The 20,010-nt window shown below is 38.9% G+C and carries 19 protein-coding genes; 8 read left to right on the top strand and 11 right to left on the bottom strand.

Annotated features, from left to right (window positions below; all coding sequences use genetic code 11):
• The first annotated feature begins 141 nt into the window (after positions 1 to 141).
• A complete protein-coding gene (locus IW22_RS17325; RefSeq protein WP_034728850.1) occupies positions 142 to 1,107 on the top strand; it encodes a chorismate-binding protein in 966 nt (321 codons plus the stop codon).
• Between the two features lie 180 nt (positions 1,108 to 1,287).
• On the opposite strand, the gene IW22_RS17320 is transcribed toward IW22_RS17325, so the two are convergent.
• From IW22_RS17320 to IW22_RS23750, 11 genes are all read right to left on the bottom strand, one after another.
• Positions 1,288 to 1,482, bottom strand: a complete 195-nt coding sequence (locus IW22_RS17320; RefSeq protein ID WP_034728849.1) for a hypothetical protein — start codon at positions 1,480 to 1,482, stop codon at positions 1,288 to 1,290.
• 5 nt (positions 1,483 to 1,487) lie between these two features.
• Positions 1,488 to 2,090 carry a MarC family protein gene (locus tag IW22_RS17315; RefSeq protein ID WP_034728847.1) on the bottom strand — a complete coding sequence of 201 codons (603 nt, stop codon included), beginning with the start codon at positions 2,088 to 2,090 and terminating at the stop codon, positions 1,488 to 1,490.
• A gap of 44 nt (positions 2,091 to 2,134) precedes the next feature.
• Positions 2,135 to 3,874: a BatD family protein gene (locus IW22_RS17310; RefSeq protein WP_034728845.1), complete on the bottom strand. Its 1,740-nt coding sequence runs from the start codon at positions 3,872 to 3,874 to the stop codon at positions 2,135 to 2,137.
• Positions 3,874 to 4,623, bottom strand: coding sequence for a tetratricopeptide repeat protein (locus IW22_RS17305; protein ID WP_051891283.1), 750 nt, complete (start codon positions 4,621 to 4,623; stop codon positions 3,874 to 3,876). Before IW22_RS17305 ends, IW22_RS17310 begins: the two co-directional genes overlap by 1 nt.
• A gap of 102 nt (positions 4,624 to 4,725) precedes the next feature.
• Positions 4,726 to 5,733, bottom strand: coding sequence for a vWA domain-containing protein (locus IW22_RS17300; protein WP_034728842.1), 1,008 nt, complete (start codon positions 5,731 to 5,733; stop codon positions 4,726 to 4,728).
• Positions 5,733 to 6,725: a VWA domain-containing protein gene (locus IW22_RS17295; protein WP_034728841.1), complete on the bottom strand. Its 993-nt coding sequence runs from the start codon at positions 6,723 to 6,725 to the stop codon at positions 5,733 to 5,735. Before IW22_RS17295 ends, IW22_RS17300 begins: the two co-directional genes overlap by 1 nt.
• Positions 6,718 to 7,614 carry a BatD family protein gene (locus IW22_RS17290; RefSeq protein WP_410492861.1) on the bottom strand — a complete coding sequence of 299 codons (897 nt, stop codon included), beginning with the start codon at positions 7,612 to 7,614 and terminating at the stop codon, positions 6,718 to 6,720. The genes IW22_RS17295 and IW22_RS17290 overlap by 8 nt, the downstream gene beginning before the upstream one ends.
• A 42-nt stretch (positions 7,615 to 7,656) precedes the next feature.
• A complete protein-coding gene (locus IW22_RS17285; RefSeq protein ID WP_034728836.1) occupies positions 7,657 to 8,520 on the bottom strand; it encodes a DUF58 domain-containing protein in 864 nt (287 codons plus the stop codon).
• Positions 8,521 to 8,618: 98 nt separating this feature from the next.
• Positions 8,619 to 9,077 carry a GNAT family N-acetyltransferase gene (locus tag IW22_RS17280; protein WP_034728835.1) on the bottom strand — a complete coding sequence of 153 codons (459 nt, stop codon included), beginning with the start codon at positions 9,075 to 9,077 and terminating at the stop codon, positions 8,619 to 8,621.
• Entirely contained in the window at positions 9,077 to 10,081 is a 1,005-nt protein-coding gene (locus tag IW22_RS17275; protein WP_034729139.1) for an AAA family ATPase, read from the bottom strand. The genes IW22_RS17280 and IW22_RS17275 overlap by 1 nt, the downstream gene beginning before the upstream one ends.
• 758 nt (positions 10,082 to 10,839) lie before the next feature.
• Entirely contained in the window at positions 10,840 to 12,135 is a 1,296-nt protein-coding gene (locus IW22_RS23750) for a hypothetical protein (protein WP_051891282.1), read from the bottom strand.
• 349 nt (positions 12,136 to 12,484) lie between these two features.
• Here IW22_RS23750 and IW22_RS17265 point away from each other — a divergent pair, with 349 nt between their 5' ends.
• From IW22_RS17265 to IW22_RS17235, 7 genes are all read left to right on the top strand, one after another.
• On the top strand, positions 12,485 to 13,753 hold the full coding sequence (locus tag IW22_RS17265; RefSeq protein WP_165571899.1) for a peptide-N-glycosidase F-related protein: 1,269 nt from the start codon (positions 12,485 to 12,487) through the stop codon (positions 13,751 to 13,753).
• A 309-nt stretch (positions 13,754 to 14,062) separates the two neighbouring features.
• A complete protein-coding gene (locus tag IW22_RS17260; protein WP_034728833.1) occupies positions 14,063 to 14,533 on the top strand; it encodes a DinB family protein in 471 nt (156 codons plus the stop codon).
• Positions 14,534 to 14,540: 7 nt separating this feature from the next.
• Positions 14,541 to 15,110: a hypothetical protein gene (locus IW22_RS17255; RefSeq protein WP_131401753.1), complete on the top strand. Its 570-nt coding sequence runs from the start codon at positions 14,541 to 14,543 to the stop codon at positions 15,108 to 15,110.
• A gap of 24 nt (positions 15,111 to 15,134) precedes the next feature.
• Positions 15,135 to 15,899: a 23S rRNA (guanosine(2251)-2'-O)-methyltransferase RlmB gene (rlmB, locus tag IW22_RS17250; RefSeq protein ID WP_394332553.1), complete on the top strand. Its 765-nt coding sequence runs from the start codon at positions 15,135 to 15,137 to the stop codon at positions 15,897 to 15,899.
• A 97-nt stretch (positions 15,900 to 15,996) separates the two neighbouring features.
• Entirely contained in the window at positions 15,997 to 17,046 is a 1,050-nt protein-coding gene (locus IW22_RS17245; RefSeq protein ID WP_034728829.1) for a DUF6263 family protein, read from the top strand.
• Positions 17,047 to 17,207: 161 nt separating this feature from the next.
• Complete coding sequence (locus IW22_RS17240; protein WP_034729133.1) at positions 17,208 to 17,435, top strand: hypothetical protein; 228 nt, start codon at positions 17,208 to 17,210, stop codon at positions 17,433 to 17,435.
• A gap of 31 nt (positions 17,436 to 17,466) precedes the next feature.
• A complete protein-coding gene (locus tag IW22_RS17235; RefSeq protein WP_034728827.1) occupies positions 17,467 to 20,007 on the top strand; it encodes a YfhO family protein in 2,541 nt (846 codons plus the stop codon).
• Positions 20,008 to 20,010 lie beyond the last annotated feature (3 nt).

The following is a 20,010-nucleotide window of genomic DNA, read 5'->3' as shown; positions in this document are numbered from 1 at the left end:
AACCGGGAACATTTTCATAAAAAACTCTCCATTTAATTTTGACATTTTTAAGACTAATAATACCTTTGCTGAAAGGAAAATCAACCTGGGAATTTCCTATACTATTTCCAGCCGGTGATTTTCAAAATCTATCTATAATTAATGATTTATTTCAAACTTCCTTTCGACGAAACGTTATATTCAACTGATCAGAAACAAGACAAAGAATCCGTAAGCTTTCAGTCTTTTGATCTTTTGAGGCAAATTACTTTTGAAGGTCATATCATCAACGCTTCCGGGCAGTTTGAGAACGATACCATTACGAATGAAAATCTGCTGAAAGATGAAAGTCATTTCAATGAAGAAACCAAAGACGAATATATAAACACGCTTCATCAGGTCATTGATGTCATTAAAGACCATGATCTTCCTAAACTCGTCTACTCCAGAAGGAAAATCTTCACTGACTTTAACGAAATCGATTATAAGGAAAGTTTTAAAAAGCTCTGCACGTCTTACCCCAACGCCTTCAGATACCTCTTCAATGACGGACAGAATGCCTGGATGGGTGCTTTTTCAGAGACTTTGGGGAAATTCAATAAAACAACGCATCAGTTTGAAACCATGAGCCTTGCCGGAACACTTCCGGTATCTGAGGAATGGACAGAGAAGGAAATTGATGAGCAAAAACCCGTTACATCTTATATCAAGGATATTCTTGAAAATTATTCAGAGAACATAGAAGTGTCGGAAACCTACGATCATATCTCTGGAAACATCAAACACCTCAGAACAGATTTTAAGGCCCGTATACAGCCTGAAGATCTCGACAGCCTTATTCATGACCTTCATCCTACTCCGGCAGTATGTGGAATTCCGAAAGACTTCTGCAAACAGAACATCCAGAAGTTTGAAAAATTTCCACGTGAATTCTATGCCGGCTTCATTAAAGTAGAAACCGATGAAAGTGTCATGTATTTTGTGAACCTCCGATGCGCAAGACTGTATAAGGATTCCGTACACATCTTTGTGGGTGGCGGTATCACTGCACAAAGTGATGCGGAAAAAGAGTGGCGTGAAACCGAACTGAAATCAGAGGCTATTTTAAAGAATCTTGTGGTTTCTTAGTGAGAGGTGGCTTTGAGTACCTCACCCACCCAGAGGTTTTTGCCTTATTATTTCCCGGATGTACACTTAATTTTATAAAGCGCACTTGGTGGCTGAGGACTTTAAAGCCATCAGTAGTAAAGCAAAAAACCTCTTTCCAGCGAAAGAGGTTTTATTATATAGAATAATGTGATTCTGAGATTATTTCTTCACTCCAATCCTGCTCCATGTATCTAACACGAAAAGCAAAATCAAACCGAGAACTGCTGAAGCGATTGAAAATACAAACTTCAGGTTATCTTCTGATAAAAGATCCGTTTGCCAGTCTAATGCATAAAGATTGATGGCAATAAAAACGATAAACACAACTAGAAATACTTTATAAAACTTCTGCATGATTCTTAAAAATTAATATAGTTCTGCACCAATTGGGCAAAGTTAGCGGTGAATAATTTTATTGAAATCGCCAAAAGAATGATCCCGAAAACTTTCTGAAGAATAGACAACGTTGCCTCCCCCATTCTGTTTTCCAGCCACTTCGCCGATTTCAGCACCAAATATACGAAAATTGTATTGAGAACAATTCCTAAAATAATATTAATGTCATGAAATTCAGCTCTAAGAGATAGCGTTGTTGTAAGGGTTCCGGCACCGGCAACCAGCGGAAACGCAATAGGGACAATGGATGCAGCTTTTGCTTCAGTGGTTTTATTGATCTCGATTCCCAAAATCATTTCCAGGGCTATGATAAAAATCACAAAAGCTCCTGCAATCGCAAATGAATTGACGTCTACTCCGATAAGCTTTAGAATTTTGTTTCCCACGAAAAGAAAAACAATCATGATCACTCCGGCAGTAATGGATGCCTTTCCGGCTTCTATCTGGCCAAACTTCTGCTGAAGGCTTACCACGATAGGAACAGAACCGATAATATCGATCACGGCGAAAAGAACCATAAAGCAGGTAACGATCTCTTTAATAGAGAAATCATTAAATATTTCCATCTCTTTGTAATTAATAATTTCGCAAAAATATGAAAAAAAAGTGATTATTTGCTAATTCGTGAATACAAATTAACAACTGCTTTTAAAAGTTCATCCATACCCTCTGCAGATTTCAAAGGCGAGTATTTCTCCATTTGAATTCTTTGCAACAGATTTCTGTACTCCTCTGCAACGGAAGACCCTTTATGACTTTCCAGGAATGTTCTGAATTCCTCTGAAGAACTCTTGAAATACTGGTTTCTTACCTCAAGATCCATTTCTTCCAGCGTATCAAAGAACTTTGGATAATCGCCGTTATCTTTAAGATTTTCAAGATAGCTGAAATAATCATTAATATCTGTCTTCAGTGTTTCTCTGATTTCCTTTTCTGTTTCTGCCACAGAACCAAGCGGTTTCGGAGATGCTGTTTCTCTAACTAACGCTCGTTTTTTTTGCCAAGTCTTGAATAATAAGTAGATCACAAATAATCCTACAAGAATGGCAATATTGGTTAAAAGAATACTCCAGTGGAATTTACTTTTTTCTTTTACTTTAAATGTGGTCGTCTTTAGAACCGGCGTATTTACCGTTTCCAAAAGTGTGTTGGTATATTCATTTACCTTTTCAACCGTTGTGCGGGATTCCAAAATCTGGTCATGAGAAAATGCACTCAAGGCCAGGGTTTCCTGTCCAAGATCTACATATTCACGGCTTGCCGGATCAAAGAAAGCAAATTGTTCAGTCTGAATCGAGATAGCACCTGATTTTTTAGGAATCACTACATAATTCGCGAACATTTCTCCTTTCATTCCGGTTGTTCCCGGAGCTACTTTAGAGGTTATTTTCGGAGTAAAAAATTCATAATCCGGAGACGCTAAAATCTTTGGAAGATACATATCCGGTAGGTTTCCTTCTCCAGACACTTTGACAATCACATGGATTGGTTTTTCAACTTCTATCTTATCCTTGGATGCATTATAAACATTCACACTGAAGTTCCCGACTGCATTTTTGAAGCATTCAGGGGAGCCTTCCGGAAGTTTTTTTACATTAAGCTTTACTTTATTGGAAACAATTTTATTTTTATTCGCATAAGAACTTACTGATGCTGATACGGAAGGAACCTCTACATAGCCTGCTTCGTTAGGAAACACCATGAATACCGCCAAAGTCTGTGAAGCCATATTTCCAGCACCGGAAGGATCAATCTCTGATTTGCTCATGCTTATCGCATGTACATTGATGTTATCCTGATTCGGAAGACGCACATCTTTCACCTTTCTGAAATTGTCCATATTTTTGGAGTACACCCTCAAAACTGCTATGGTTGGTTGATCCTGATACACCTCACGGTCTTCAATCTCCATATTCAGATACATCTCGCTGGCCATATTGGTAGCAAGAGATCTCTTTTCAATAATATCTTTTATATTGACGTCAAAAGGTTCGGTCTTGTAAATCTTGTTATTAACCGTTACCAATACGGAACCAATCTTTACCTTCCCTTTTTTCTTAGGCTCAAGAGCAATTCTGGTGACTTTTTGAGTAATAAGGGTATTGGTAGCCGGGTCAATCACGGTATTGGTTACTGATCCGCTTCCAATGATGGTAAATTTTGAAAGATCGGGAAGCTGAAAACGGGTCTGTGGTTCTAGGTCCACTCCATTAAGTTCAAGAATAATCGTAAGATTCACAATGTCCTTTCCATTATAATCTGTCTTATCAGACTCCATAAACAGGTTGACCTGTCCGTAAGAAATTACGGATGCAAAAATAAACAGTATGTAAATTAATTTCTGCTGCATCACCAATCTTTTTCGTTGCTCTGAGGCGTCGAATAAGAGTTCTTATTTAAGATTTTTCTGGCGGTTTCTTTTTCTTTTTCGCTTACTTTATCTAATATGGCATTTTCCAAGTCTTTAGGGATCTTCCCTTCATTATTCTGGTCCTGCTTAGGAGTATTCCCCTGATCGCTTTTCCCTTCATTCTGCGGGCCATTGCCCTGATCCTGCTTCTGATCTTTTTTATCGCCTTTCTGATCATCCCCTTTGTTCTGATCATCACCGCCACCACCGCCTTTTCCTGAGTTATTCTTCTCGTTCTTTTGCTGCTGTTTTTCTTTTTCTTTCAGCTTGGCAATTTCAAAGTTCTTTCTCGTTGCTTCATTATAAGGATCCTGTTTCAGGGCCTGCTTATAATAATCAGCCGCTTTTTCAGGCTGGTTCATCTGCATGTACGTGTTTCCAAGGTTGTGAAGAGCAGCCGTTTTATCAGGCAGGGTCTGTGAAAGCTTTTGGGCTTTGTCAAATTCTGCTTTGGCCTCTTCATACTTCTTGCTTTTATACAGAGCATTCCCCAGGTTATAATGAGCTGTAAAATCTTTTTCATTCTTTTTTACCGCCTCCATATACTTGGAAGATGCTCCATCATAATCTTTACCGTTGAATTTCTGATTGCCTTCATACACCAGTGTACGGTAGTTTTCCTGCCCAAACATGAGGTTTGAGAATGACAAAGCAATTAGAAACGATAAAAAAATGATTTTAGTATTCATCAAATGCAAAATTATTCGTTTATATGTTAATAAACAGACTTCTATTTGTTAAAGTTCGGTTAAAGTATTTATTTAAAATCTTGATAAACAAAGAATAAAATATTATACGTTGAAATCTTTTTTCGGGTTCAATATATAAATTAAAAAGAAGAAGAAAATGGATACTATTAAAAAATATTGATAATAATGATTCGCATTCTGAGATCTCACCAAAGTCTGTGCAGAGGAAGCCTTTTTATTCATGGCATCGATGATCTTATTGGGCGCCTCATTGATGTTGTTTCCGTCGATATAGTCGCCTCCTGTAGATTCAGCCATCTTTTTAAGGGCTTCGGTTTGTCTTTTGGAAATAACAGTTCCTCCATCCATATCCGTTTTGTAGCCCATCAGCTGTCCGAAAACATATTCCGGTACCGGTGCGCCTTCGTCTGTTCCTATTCCTACTGATGTTATGGAAATTCCTTCCCTATTAGCCAATCGGATGGCTGCATTGTCATTCCCTTCATTGTCTTCACCATCGCTCAGCAGGATCACTTTTCTTGAGCCTTTGCTTACATTTTTAAACTTTTCAGCTGCCGCCTGCATTCCTTTCAGAAAATCCGTCCCCTGAATCTTCATAGAACTTGTCTCCAAAGCACTTATGTAAGTTTCTGCCGTCCCGTAATCTGTCGTAAGCGGCATAATGGAAACTGCTTCACCTGCAAAAATCACGATCCCTATCTTATCATTCTTCATCTTCTGCATGGTACTCAACATCAGATTCTTTGCTTCCATGAGACGGCTGGGATCAATATCTTCCGCATTCATAGAATTGGAAACATCCAGCATAAAAATCACATTATTAAGCCTTTGATTGGTTTTCACTTCTTCCGAACCATTCAACAGATCGATAATGGAAAATATCAGGAAAAGTGTTCCCAAAAGATATAAAACAGGGAAAAACTTTGTAAATCCTGATCTGTTTTCAAATAAACTATCGTGAAATCTGCTGTCTGCAAAAATCTCTCTCTTTTTCTTTTTCCACTTCAGATAACGGACCAGAAAGAAAGACAGCAGCGGCAAAAGCAGCAGCAAAAGTAAATACCAGTAATTTCCTAAAGACCAATTCATCAGCTTAAAAATTTATATAATACCCATCGCAGCAATGCATCAAAAAACAGCATTCCCAATGCGATCCATAGGAAGATTTTAAAATATTCGTCGTAGTTGTACAGCTTGGAAACCTTAATGTCAGATTTTTCCAACTGGTTGATTTCATCATAAATTTCCTCCAGACTGCTGTTGGAAGTCGCTCTGAAATACTTACCTCCTGTAGTCTGCGCCACTTCTCTCAAAGTATTTTCATCAATCGTTACTTCCGTTTCTGTAAAGATCAGATCCCCGAAAATATCCTGTGAGGTAGGCATCAGTGCAAAACCATTGGTTCCAATCCCTATGGAGTATATTTTTATATTATTGTTTTTGGCCAGTTCTGCAGCAACTTGCGGAGGTATTGCATTTTGAATATTGCTTACTCCGTCCGTCATCAAAATTACAACCTTACTTTTAGCTTTGCTTTTGGTCAGGTGATTCACAGCCACGGAAAGTCCTTCTCCTATCGCTGTTCCTGGTTCAAGACCTAAAGAATTAAGGTTTTTAATTTCATCAATAACCACCTGATGATCTGAAGTCACCGGTACTTTGGTAAATGCTTCCGCAGCATAGGCTACCACTCCTATTCTGTCATTCGGACGCTTTTGAACAAACTTGATGGCAATATCTTTTAATGCGGTAATACGGTCCGGACTAAGGTCTTTGGCAAGCATACTCAGCGAAACGTCTATAGAAAGCATAATATCTACCCCTTTGGTATCATCCCGGTCCTGAGAGACGGTAAAAGTTCTCGGTCTGGCCATCGCAATAATCAGCGCAGAAAGAATGATGTATTTCGAAAATTTAAGCAGGACCAGCACCGCACGGATTCCTCCACTGTCATCCATATTCTGGATGGTAGGAACTTTTATGCCTTTCCTTTGCTTTCCGCCCGCATCTTTAATAAAAAGGGGAATGAAGAGCAGAAAAAGCAGCAGGAACCACGGACTGTAAAATTCAAAATCAGGCATCCTTTCTTAAGTTTTCAAATTCTAAATCTTTTGATGATCTCTTCACAAAATCGCGGATATCTGCAAAATCTTTTTCCATAGTCGTCTGATCAGGGAAAGTCTTGGCAAATTTCACCAGGTCTCCTCTTAAAAATACATCTTCCACGATCTTTTCGTTTTCCTGGGAAATGGTGTTGTTTTTTTTCATCACCTCAATAAGATCGTCGGTAAGAAGAACATCCGCCGGGAGATGATATTGTTTGGCGATAAATATTCTTGATATCTCTATTAATTCAACATAAAAGGAACGGAAATTACCGCCTTCAATGTATTTTTTCTTTTTTAAGGAATCCAGCTCTTTCAATGTCTGATTGGTTGCAACCGCAGGTGAGCTTTTCGATTTCCTGCCCCATTTGATAAACATAATAACAGCAATAATCAGTGCAATCACCGCAAGGGCAGCGAGAATGTAAAACTTATAGAGTTCCCAGTAATCTTTGGTTTCAAGTTTTACTTCTTTATTATTCATGATATCATTGATCTGATCGGCCTTTTGAGCGGTATTGATCACATCAATTTCATAAGGAATGGTTTTTAAAATCTTTCCTCCTACATTGAACTCCAGTTCGGGAATGGTAAATTTCCCCTCGTCATAGACTGAAAACTCAATTTTTCTCTCGTAGAAATTCTGATTCTGTCCGATGCTGTCTTTAATTTCCTCAAAGTGGAAAGGAAGCAGCTCGTTTTTAGGCGCAGCCACGACCTGCAGGTCATGCACATTGTCGATTTTAATTGTTAAGCGATTGACTTCACCTAAAGCAAGGGTCTTCTTTTCGAGCTTCGAAGACAATATCTGTGAAAAAGCATTTGCACAGATGAGAAAAGACAGTATGAATAATATTTTTTTCAATTTCAAATAATAGAATTAAGGCCAGGCCTTTGTTATTGATATTTACTTCTTCTGGAAATAATTATACAGCATTTTAGAATAATCTGCACCGGTGCTCATATTCATAAAGCTGGCCGAGCTGTTGGCAAAATCTTCTTCCAGAGCGCGGACTTTCTGTTTTTGGGCTTCGGCAAAGGTATACCTCCATCTTGCGCTGGACGTATTGGCCCAGACTTCTTTTCCTGTTTCGGCATCATGCAGCAGAGCATAGCCTACATCAGGGATTTCATTATCTTTTTCGTCATAGATCCTCATTCCGAGCAGCTGATGCTTTTTCGAGGCTACTCTCAGCATTTTGGAGTCATATGTATCTTCAAAATCCGAGAACAGAAAAACCAGAGATTTTCTTTTGAAAATCCCCATCATATACTCCATCGCCTTATCAATTTTTGACACGGCAGGCACATAATCTGCGGTCAGAATATTACTGATGATCGAAAGAATATGCTTTCTGCCTTTCTGCGGCGGAATCACTTTATATACTTTATCTGCGAACAGGATCAGTCCTACTTTATCATTATTTCCTGCAGCCGAAAATCCAAGGCTGGCAGCGATTTCAGCTACATATTCCCTCTTCAGCTGGTTTTTGGTTCCATAGTCCATAGAGGCTGAAATATCTACCACGATCATCATGGTGAGCTCTCTTTCCTCTTCCATCACTTTGACGAACGGCTCACGGAATCGTGCTGTTTTGTTCCAGTCGATTCTTCTGATTTCGTCTCCGAACTGATAAGGGCGCACTTCCGAGAAAGTCATTCCCTGTCCTTTAAAAGCACTGTGATACTGTCCCATAAGCGAAGCTTCCGTCTTCTTTCGGGTGCGGATCTCTATCTGCTTTACTTTTTTTACAATATCTTTTATTTCCATAATGTGGGGGCGGGTTTCGAGTTGCGGGTTACGAGGTTTCTGCCGCACTTCCATCTTCCATTTTCCATCTCATAACAACTCCCTTTCTTCCCTTCTCTTTAATCCTTCAGTTCAATCGAAACATTCAGCCATTCATTGTCAAATTTCGGGCTGTATTTTTTATAAAAATTAATGGCCGGTTCGTTCCAGCTCAATACCTGAAAAACCATTCCGCTGTACTGGTTTGATTTTCCGTATTCCAAAGTGGCATCAAACAAAAGTTTTCCGATCTGTTTTCCTCTCATTTTTTCGGTCACAACCAGATCTTCAAGATATAGTCTTCTTCCTTTCCAGGTTGAAAATCTGTCGTAATACAGGGAAATCCCTACTATTTCATTATTGAGTTCAGCAACAAAAGCTCCCCAAACCGGAGACGTACCGAAGCCATCTTCTATAAATTCATCCAACGTTAAAGTCACTTCATGAAGTGCTTTTTCATATTCTGCCAGTTCACGGATCAGCTCCAGCATGGGAGCGCAATCTTCCTTAACTGCTTTTCTGATGATCACTTCACTCATTACGGCGCCTGAATTTTAGCTAATATTCTGCTGACAATCTCTTCTGCTGTAATTTCTTCCGCCTCAGCTTCGAATGTAAGACCAATTCTGTGTCTTAATACATCCTGCGCCAATGCTTTCACATCTTCAGGAATCACAAAAGCTCTTCCCTTCAGGAATGCATACGTTCTGGATGCAATCGCAAGGTTGATGGATGCTCTTGGAGAAGCTCCGAATCCGATGTAGTTTTTAAGTTCGGAAAGTCCGTAGTTTTCAGGATAACGGGTTGCAAAAACCATATCCAGAATATATTTTTCGATCTTTTCATCCAGATAGATCTGGTTGATCAGTTCTTTGGCATCTACAATATCCTGCAGAGAGATCACTGGCTTCACAATAGGCTGGTGAGAGGTTGAAACCATTCTCATCACGGTTCTTTCGTCTTCAAAACTCGGATAATCTATTTTACATTTCAGCATAAAACGGTCACTCTGAGCTTCCGGAAGCAGATAGGTTCCTTCCTGATCAATCGGGTTCTGAGTAGCCAGTACCAAAAACGGCTTTGGAAGTTTCATGGTTTCGTCACCAATGGTTACCTGCTTTTCCTGCATCACTTCCAGCAGTGCCGACTGAACTTTTGCCGGCGCACGGTTGATCTCATCCGCCAATACAAAATTCGCAAAAACAGGACCTTTTTTTATGGTAAAATCGTTGTCTTTAATATTGAAGATCATGGTTCCCACCACATCCGCGGGAAGCAGATCGGGGGTAAACTGTATCCTTGAAAATTCACCATGAACAGCTTCTGCCAGGGTTTTTATCGCCAGGGTTTTTGCCAATCCAGGAACCCCTTCCAAAAGAACGTGACCATTTCCAAGAAGTCCCACCAAAAGGCGGTCTATCATATATTCCTGTCCAATAATCACTTTGTTGATTTCCTGTCTCAGAAGAGAAAATAAGTAGTTTTTTTCTTTTACTTTTTCCGTCAACTGGCGGATATCTTCGGCTTGATATGTATCTGACATAGCTTTAATTAAAATAAGTGGTAAATTTCTGATAAATACTGGCATTAATCAACATAATGAATGCCATTTTTGAGTTAAAGTTTGTTAAATATTCCGGGATCAATAAAGCAACGGGATGCATATAAAACAACTTTCACTGTATAAAATCAATTCATACAGTGACAGTTACGGTAATATTTCCTTATAAAACAGAGTGTTAAATGGTCAATCGTCAATTTTGCTGCGCAAGTCAATGGTGAATAGTTCCACGCTGGTAAAATTCACTATTGACCATTCACCATTCACAAAAGTTTCATTTCAATGGTCAATTTTGCTGCGCAAGTCAATGGTGAATGATTCTCTGCTGGTAAAAATTCACTATTGACGATTTACAATTCACGAAAGCTTCATGTCAATGGTCAATTTTGCTACGCAAGTCAATGGTGAATAGTTCCACGCTGGTAAAATTCACTATTGACCATTCACCATTCACAAAAGTTTCATTTCAATGGTCAATTTTGCTGCGCAAGTCAATGGTGAATGGTTCCCTGCTGTTAAAAATTCACTGTTGACGATTCACAATTCACGAAAGTTTCATTTCAATGTTCAATTTTGCTTCGCAAGTCAATGGTGAATGGTTCCCTGCTGTTAAAAATTCACTGTTGACGATTCACAATTCACGAAAATTTCATTTCAAGGGTCAATTTTTCTTCGCAAGTCAATGGTGAATGGTTCACTACTGGTAAAAATTCACTATTGACAATTCACAATTCACCTTACTAAAGTTTAGTAATCTTAATAGTAAAGACATTTTCCGGCATATCAACTGTTTCTTCATAAGCTCCGACGTTGATAAAATATTCAGTTCCTGCCGTTGTAGTGAAGGTATAGGTTTCTGCAGCTCCGCCACCGCCGGCATCTACCGCTTTCACACAGGTTAAACTGGTACATGTACCACTATAAATATCCATCTGCGGATCATAAGTACTGCCTGCAGGCATTGTGATTCCCACGGTAAACTGACCACCGTCTCCTGTAAATTTAAACCAGGTTCCGTCATTCATTGCATCAGCACATGACGTTATAAATCCATTATTATTAGTGGCAGACATTGCATCACTTTGTGTGTATTCATAAGGGAAAGCAGATGCTGCTAAAGCTCCCGAACAGGCATCATTGGCCGGAATCGGAGGAATGGTTTTAAATGTAATATCAGCACATCCTAAAGACTCCAGGCCGGCTGAAACTGCAGTCACTTTGAAATAATAGTTCGTATCACGGTTAAGGGCAGTGGATGGCGTAAAATTAACCCCTGTCACAGACTGCTGATTAATAACATCCGTCCCTCCAGGAGTTGTTCCCAGTGAAATTCTATAGGAATCCGCTCCAGAAACTGCCAGCCATCTGATATTCGGAAGCAGCGATACAAACTGGGTGCCGTTTGTAGGATAATTCACAAAAGGACATGAAGGACCTGGCTTGGGCGTTAAACCTGAAATAGTAACAGCAGATTTGTAATCCGCTCTTATACCTCCCGGTGGAGTTGCAGGATCAACTACCGCACGATCTCCCTTGTAATAAAGGGTAGAATACGGAATATGAGGATACACACGAAACGCTTCATCAAAATTATTAATATCGATACTCTGCGAATTCTCTCTGGCAGCAATCACTAAATTATCTGTGTTATTATAGGCAAATGGAGTGGTAAAAGTAACCTCTACTTTATTATTGGTTTTGGTCACAGTCCCTGTAAAAACCTGAGTCAGCTGTGCAGCCGGAATCCAGTCTGTACCGGATGTAAATGCTGTTTTTGCAGTATGTCCTACATAAACGGTCCAGTCCGAGGAATCATTGATTGTGGCAGATGGATCCAGATAAAAGGTAAGACCTGTAATATTTCCTGCAGCTGTAGCATTCAACTCCTGTTTAGGGTAGATCTGCTGAACATATGAATAGGAAAAAAAACTGCTTATGGGTGCCGTTCCGACATTGGTACTTGTGATGTTTAAATTGATCTGGGCATTAAACGCCGAAACTATCAATAACAAAGATAAAAGTAAAATTCTTTTCATAATTAATAAAGTCATCAATAACAATGATGCTAATTTAATAATAAAGTTTTGATATTTATAACAAATATGATTATTTCACCCATTAGATTAATTATTTAAATCATTATCAATAAAACGATGTATAAAAACAATTCAATAAGAATATTTGATAAAAACAATTCATCTGCAATTGCAAATGTTTTACATAATTAACAATGAAACAGTGAATATTTTAAAATTAACTAACCAGAAAACAACTTTAAATAGATATTTTAATATATTTGTAACAAATGCCAATCATATGTATAAAAAGCTATTTTTTGCGGGTCTTTTTTTCGCGGGTCTATTTAAATCACAGACAACCAACAGAATGAATCTGATTTCAGATGCCGTTTATTATGACGGTTATGCTGCTACGGTATCCGATCCGGTTCCTGCAGGTCTCATCAGGCTGGGAAACACCAGATATGCAAGGAAACTGACAGATGCTGAACTCAATTCCTTTAAAGCAAAAATTGCCATGAGGGTGAGCATCGGTGCTCTTTGTGACAACTATGACCGTCTGGGAAGTGTTTATTTAGCGATGGTTCCAAAAAACCAGCCTACTTATACGATGAATGATGCAAATGTAAAAAGAATCGAAGTCGGCAGATACATTACCCCGTTTATGAGTAAAAACCGTACTCCTAATGAGGTACCTTATACGTATGATTTAAGTAATATGTACAATGTATTTCATGATGCCGCATTACGCACAAGCTATGATATGTATATGGAACTGGATGTTTTCGGTGTTCCTTATGCCGCGCAGACACAGGTTGCAGGATGCGCCGGCAGAATTGATGTTTTCTCAGGAAATCTTACTTTTTTCTCAACAGATACGGGAGCTACCATCACCGACCACAACTCTATTGTTCCTATATTAACGTATAAGACACTCAATAACTACAACAGCACGGATGTTCCAGGTGAAACCGTCAGGATTGTTAATTTCAACCTTCCGAGTGCCGTTACCAATGCCCGTTTCTTTGTCATATCTACTCCTCACGGAGCCAACAGTGGCGGTGAAGAGTACGTAAGAAGACAGAATTACACGTATATAGATGATGTGCAAATGCTTACTTATACTCCCGGAGGAATTTCCTGCGAACCGTTCAGGGTATACAATACACAGGGCAACGGAATCTATGGGGCAGCGGTGAAGTCATTTGCAGAATGGACTTCATGGAACAACTGGTGTCCGGGCAATTCAGTTCCGATCAGAGGATTCAGCATGCCTAATTTAACCGCTGGAAATCATACTTTAAAGCATACCATTCCGACAGCCGTTTTCAATCAGCAACAAGGAGATGTCTACTTATCTGTTTATATGCAGGGCAAAAGCAGTGCAGTACTTGATGTAAAAGATATCAAGACCGTGGATGTGAGCATTTATCCCAACCCTACTTCAGATTTTGTGAATATAAGATCCAAGTCGGATGTAGCTTCGGTAAGTGTTTTCAGTATTGAAGGAAAAAAATTAGCCGAAACCCGCGGAGAAAATAAAATTAATATTTCAACGTACCCTGCAGGAGTCTATTTACTGAATATTATTCTAAAAGACGGAATAACTTTCAAACATAAGATCATCAAAAAATAGATATACTTAATCATATCTTACCTAAAACATACAACTCCTTTGAATATTTTCAGGGGAGTTTTTTTGTTTCGAGATGCGGGATTCAAAACAAATATCAACCAGCACTACTACTATCAAACATCAACTTAACTCTAAAACCCAAAACGCTCCGACCCTCAAACCCTCAAACTCTAAAACCCGAAACTCCCACCCCAAACCCATATTAACCTATTTTTTCACCATTTAAGAACATTTAATTTAATCCTTTATCCAAAAAATTGTCACTTCCAGTTTATTAGACTATTTTTGGTGATTAAAAAATTTTGTAAAATGAATTATCATTTTCAAGCACACAGACAGGTGAGAAAGAACCTTTTAGGCATCTTACAGAACACTTCGCACGAAGATCTTCTATTGATTCCTGATGGTTTCAACAACAATATGTACTGGAATATTGCACACACCGTTGCTACCCAGCAGCTGCTGCATTATTATCTGAGCGGAAATCCCTTCAGAATTGATAAATATTGGATCGAAACCTACAAAAAAGGCACTCTCCCAAACCTGAATGTACAAAAATCCGAAGTGGAAGACCTTGAGTTTTTACTCACTGAAACTTCAAAGATTTTGATGAAAGATTATGACAGTGATTTCTTTTCAGACTACACACCGTACACCACAAGTTTCGGGATGGATCTGAAAAGTATTCAGGATGCCATCATCTTTAATAATATGCATGAGAGCCTGCATTATGGCTATATCATGGCGCAGAAAAGAGCAATATTGGGCGAAAAATATTAGTATTTTGATGAAGAAAATTTTCTTTTTACGGTTTCTCCTTTTTGGATTACTCATCTTCAGTATGGTGAATTGCTCCCCTAAGAATGAGACAGTAAAAACGCAGTCTGCTGACAGCCTTACCAAGCCATCAGCTGATACAGTTTCAGAGGTTCATCAACCGGAAATAAAAGCTCCTGAGAACTGGAAAGACATTTTCAAATCTGTTCCAAAAGAATGGACCATGCTTACCAAAAAAGACTCAGGATACATCATTTACATTCCATGTGATTATCAAAACCAAAAAATCATTTTGAGTCACGAAGGAAAATATGCATTGGAACACATCATTGGGCAGGATGCTTATTATTTTGAGATCAAAAATATTACCAAAAAAGGAAGTACATACCTTTTTGAGCTGCATGAGGAAAGTGCAGAAAAAGGGCAGGAAAATGTAAATTATACATTGGATATAAAGGATAATAACCAGGCAGTATGGGGTGTTTATAATGACGTAAGAAAATTAACGGAGATCACGACTACAGATTCAGGCTTTGAAAACAAGTACAAAACAGTAGAAGAACCTCCCTGCCTTGACTAAGTTTAACAACAGAAAAAATAAATTTTGACAAACGAAAACAAAAAAGACGATTTCATTTTCGGACTTCGTCCTGTAATAGAAGCTATTGAAGCGGGAAAAACGATTGATAAGATCTTTGTGCAGAATGCACTTCAGGGTCCTATTTATGCTGAGCTAAAGACTATTTTAGCCAAACATAAAATTCGTCCCAACTATGTTCCGATTGAAAAACTGAACCGTTTTACAAGAAAAAATCACCAGGGTGTAGTTGCTTTTATTTCAGATGTTCCGTTTCACAGAGTGGAAGATATTGTTCCGCAATTGTTTGAGGAAGGAAAAACGCCTTTCCTTTTAATTCTTGACAGACTTACGGATGTGAGAAACTTCGGGGCGATTTGCAGAACAGCAGAATGTGTTGGGATAGATGCCATTATTATTCCTGAAAAAGGAGGAGCACCTATTAATTCAGATGCTATCAAAACATCTGCAGGAGCACTTTACAATATCAAAATCTGTAAGGAACCGAATCTTGCTCATGCGGTAGATTTCCTTCAGCAGAGCGGTATTTCTGTATTTGCAGCGACTGAAAAAGCTCAGAAACTGATCTATGATGTGAATTTCACGGAGCCTTGTGCTATCGTGATGGGGAATGAAGAAACAGGAATTTCTAAGGAAGTAATGCACCATTCAGACGAAAAAATAAAGCTTCCGATCGAAGGAAAAACACAGTCACTGAACGTTTCTGTAGCATGCGGAGCTATTTTGTATGAAGCGGTAAGACAGAAAATCGTAGCGGCTCCAAGTGTATAATCAGTAGGGCCAGAAGTGTTTTATGATGACGTTTATGGTATCGTTATTGATACACAGAACGAAAATATCAGTAAAATTTAAACTTAAAAAATTTCAAATGAAAAACGTAGCAGCATTAATGCTTATCTCATCTATAGCTCTTGTATCTTGTAAAAAAGAAACGGCAACCATCACTAAAGTAGATCCTAAAACAGGAAAAACAGTTACGGTAGAAGTTCCTGCCGATTCTGTAGCTAAAGTGGCGGAAAACCCGGCGATCAAAGATTCTGCAGGAGTTTTCACTCAAACTTTTAAACTGGAAAAGGGAAAGACTTATCCTCTTACCACTTACCAGAGAGACGTAAAAACGATGGAAGATCCTCAGGGAAAATCAATCACAGCAACGAGTGAGTCTACAGATGAGATGAATTTCACGGTAAACGATATCAAGGGAAATGTATATGACATGACGCTTAATCTTGTGGCTAAAAGAAATTCACAAAGTGCACAGGGTAAAACCATCATCGTAGATACCAAGCAGGCTATTCCAAAAGAAGATGACCTTAAAATGATCTGGAATATCAACAGAGCACTTACCGGCAACAAGCTTAACATGAAAATGGACACTAAAGGAAATGTGATCTCCATTACAGGTTTTGATGCAGTTTATACCAAAGTAACCACTGCGGTAGGAACTCTTGTTAAAGATGCCAATCAAAAGGCAAGCGTTGTAGCTAGTCTTAAGGAAACTTTCAACGAAAAAGTATTGAAAGAGCAACTTTCTAAAAACTTAACGATTATCCCTAAAAAAGGAGCTAAAATCGGAGAAAAATGGACCACTACTGAAAATGCAGATGCAAGCGGAACCATGAAGGTAACTTCAAATTATACATTAAAAAGTGTAGGAAACGGAACTGCAGAAATTTCTGTGACAGGAGGAATTCCTAAGAAAACGGAAAAGAAAACGCAGGGACCAATTACACACAGCCTTAGCAGTGAGCTTGCTCAGAACGGTGTGATTAAGTTTGACCAAAGCACAGGATGGATCGCGAACCAGAATATTGATGTAAAAACAACTCAGACCGAGACTATTTCAGACGGAAAACAGTCACAGTCTATGAAAAGCATCTCAAAATCTTCTGTGATGATCAATCCTTCTGCAAAATAATTGAATTAAAGACGTTTTAAAGTCTGAAGATTTAAGATTGAAAGGGTATTGGAGTTTGAGAGGAAGTTGTTACCATTGGTAATTACTTTCAGGATTATTTTGTACCCTTGAATTTTAAACTTTACGCATTAAACCATACACTTGAATTTAAATTAGAAATTATGAAGTACATTCTTGAGTTAGTACTCTCAGCCATCGTTATTTTCTTTGTCTGGAATATCCTGAGAAGGGTGTTCTATAAATCTTTTTACAGTTATAGGTTTAATAACAATAGAGATAACAAACAGCAGCAGGATCTCAACAACTCGAATAAGAATAAACAGAACCTCAACTGGGATGCAGAAACAGTTGACTATGAAGAGGTAAAAGAAAGTAAAGATAAAAGGTAAATATTCCAAGAAATAAAAGATAATAACCAGCATGGCTAAAAATAAAAACTTAATTTATATTGCAATTTCACTCGTTGTATTTATAGTTTTAGCATTTTTATACTCCACCCCTGTTTTTTCAGGAAAACAGCTTTTTCAGCATGATATCGTACAGTACAGAGGAGGCGCAAAAGAACTTCTCGACTACAGAGCCGATACCGGAAACGAAACCTACTGGAGTGATTCCATGTTTGGCGGAATGCCCACCTATCAGATGGGAAGCCAGTTCAAAGGTGACATCATCAAAAAGATCGACAGCAACCTAAACTTCCTGCCAAGACCGGTCAATTATCTTTTCCTCCTTTTTGCAGGATTTTTCTTCCTTGGAATGGTAGCCGTCAGAAACTGGAAATACGCTTTACTGGGCGCCACTTTCTTTGGCTTATCCACCTATTTTTATATCATTATTGCGGCAGGACACAACGGTAAAGTCAATACCATCGAGTATTTCGCACCGCTTCTTGCCGGAATCATATTAGTCTATATCCGGAAACAGTATATCTGGGGATTCATTGCAACGACCCTGTTTATGGGACTTCAGATTGCAGCCAACCACCCGCAGATGACGTATTATCTCTTCCTAGCCTTAGGATTTTTATTCCTTTCCGAGCTGGTAAGAGCAATCCAGAAAAAAATTCCGATGAAGCATTTTCTGATTTCATCCGGAATTATTGCTGCTTCATGTGCCATAGGTGTCGGGATGAACTCTCAAAGGATTATGGCCAATTCCGAGTACATCAAAGAAACGGTACGTGGAAAGCAGATCCTTACCAATGACAGCCATACTTCAGGAGAATCAGGACTGGATAAAACCAGCATTCTGATGTGGAGCTACGGAAAACTGGAAACACTGAATCTTTTCATTCCAAGATTGATGGGTGGCGGAAGCCAGGAACCTGAAGCTAAGGAAATGATGAATAAAGTTCAGGAACTTATCCAGGAAAATGTAGGCTCACAGGCTGAAATGGACAGAATTTCAAAAGGATTCAACGGGGTTACCTATTGGGGAGACCAGCCGGGAACCTCAGGACCTGCCTATCAGGGAGCCGTTGTATGTTTCCTTGCTTTATTAGGATTCTTCTTTGCATGGAAAAAATACCGATACTGGATCCTCGGAGCATCCATTCTGACCGTTCTGCTGGCGTGGGGAAGCAACTTTATGCCGCTGTCTGACTTCTTTATCGACTACGTTCCTTTTTACAGCAAATTCAGAGCACCATCTTCTATCTTAGTCGTTGTGGAATTATTATTCCCTCTGATTGCTATTATCGGGATCTACAGGTTCTTTACCGATGAAAAATTAACGGAGGAATACAAAAAGAAAATCCTTATCTATGTAAGCGGAGGAACTTTAGGGTTTCTTCTGATTCTTCTTCTTTTTGGAAAATCACTACTTGGCTTTTATACAGACGGTGAAAAAACCTATTTCCCACCTTTCCTTTTGGATTATCTATCTGAAGAGCGATTTAAATTATTCAGAATTGATGCGATAAAAGCATTGCTATACGTAGCGATAACGGCCGCAGTTCTTTTCATGACCATGAAGAAGAAACTGAGCCAGAACATCGCTTTGATCATCATTGGAGCCGTGAGTTTATTCGATCTTTGGACGGTAAACAAGCGTTATCTGAATGATGAAAATTATGTAGACAAAGTATTCGCTGAAAATCCTTTCCAGACAGAAAGTTCAGATCTTCTGGCGGAAAAAGTTCAGGGAAATCCGAATTTAGAATCTATCGTGGCCAATGTGAACGTTAATAAAACGCTTGAAACCATTGCTGAAAGAGATAAAACACACTACAGGGTTTTCAATAATATTTTAGGAACATTCAGCGAGACGAATACGTCTTATTTCAAATCTTCAATCGGAGGCTATCATGCCGTGAAACTGAGAAGATATGATGACGTGATCAATGAATATTTCCAGGTGATGGACTCTGTGAAAGTACCGAATATCCTTAATCTTCTTAATGCAAAATACTGGGTAATGGGCGGCCCGGACAAGCCTCAGGCCATGCCGAATGCCAAAGCCAACGGAAATGCATGGTTTGTAAGCGACCTTAAATTCGTGAACACGCCGGACGAAGAAATCAAATCTATCGGAGTAATCGACAGTAAGAAAACAGCTGTGATGGCGGCAGAAGATAAAGCCTATTTCACTGGGAAAACAGTGCAGGCAGATTCAACGGCATTTATCAATTTAACGAAATATCAGCCGAACGAACTGGAATTCAAATCTCAGTCGAAAACCCCTCAGCTGGCTGTATTCTCTGAGATCTATTATCCTCATGGCTGGAAAATGTTTGTAGACGAAAAAGAAGTTCCTTATATCAAGGCAGATTATCTTTTGCGTGCGGTACACGTTCCTGCAGGAACCCACAACATCAGAATGGTCTTTGAACCGGAAGTGATAGAAAAAGGTAAATGGCTGTCGCTGCTATGCTTCGGACTGTTTATCGCACTGAGTGGCTTCGGGATCTTCTGGACGAATAAGAATAAGAAAAAAGAACAGCTCGTTGAGAAAACTGTTTAACGT

The organism is Chryseobacterium sp. JM1 (assembly GCF_000737715.1).
In the GTDB taxonomy this organism is placed as follows: Bacteria; Bacteroidota; Bacteroidia; order Flavobacteriales; family Weeksellaceae; genus Chryseobacterium.
Note: the sequence above shows the minus strand (reverse complement) of the source record. Positions and strands in the feature narration are given on the sequence as shown.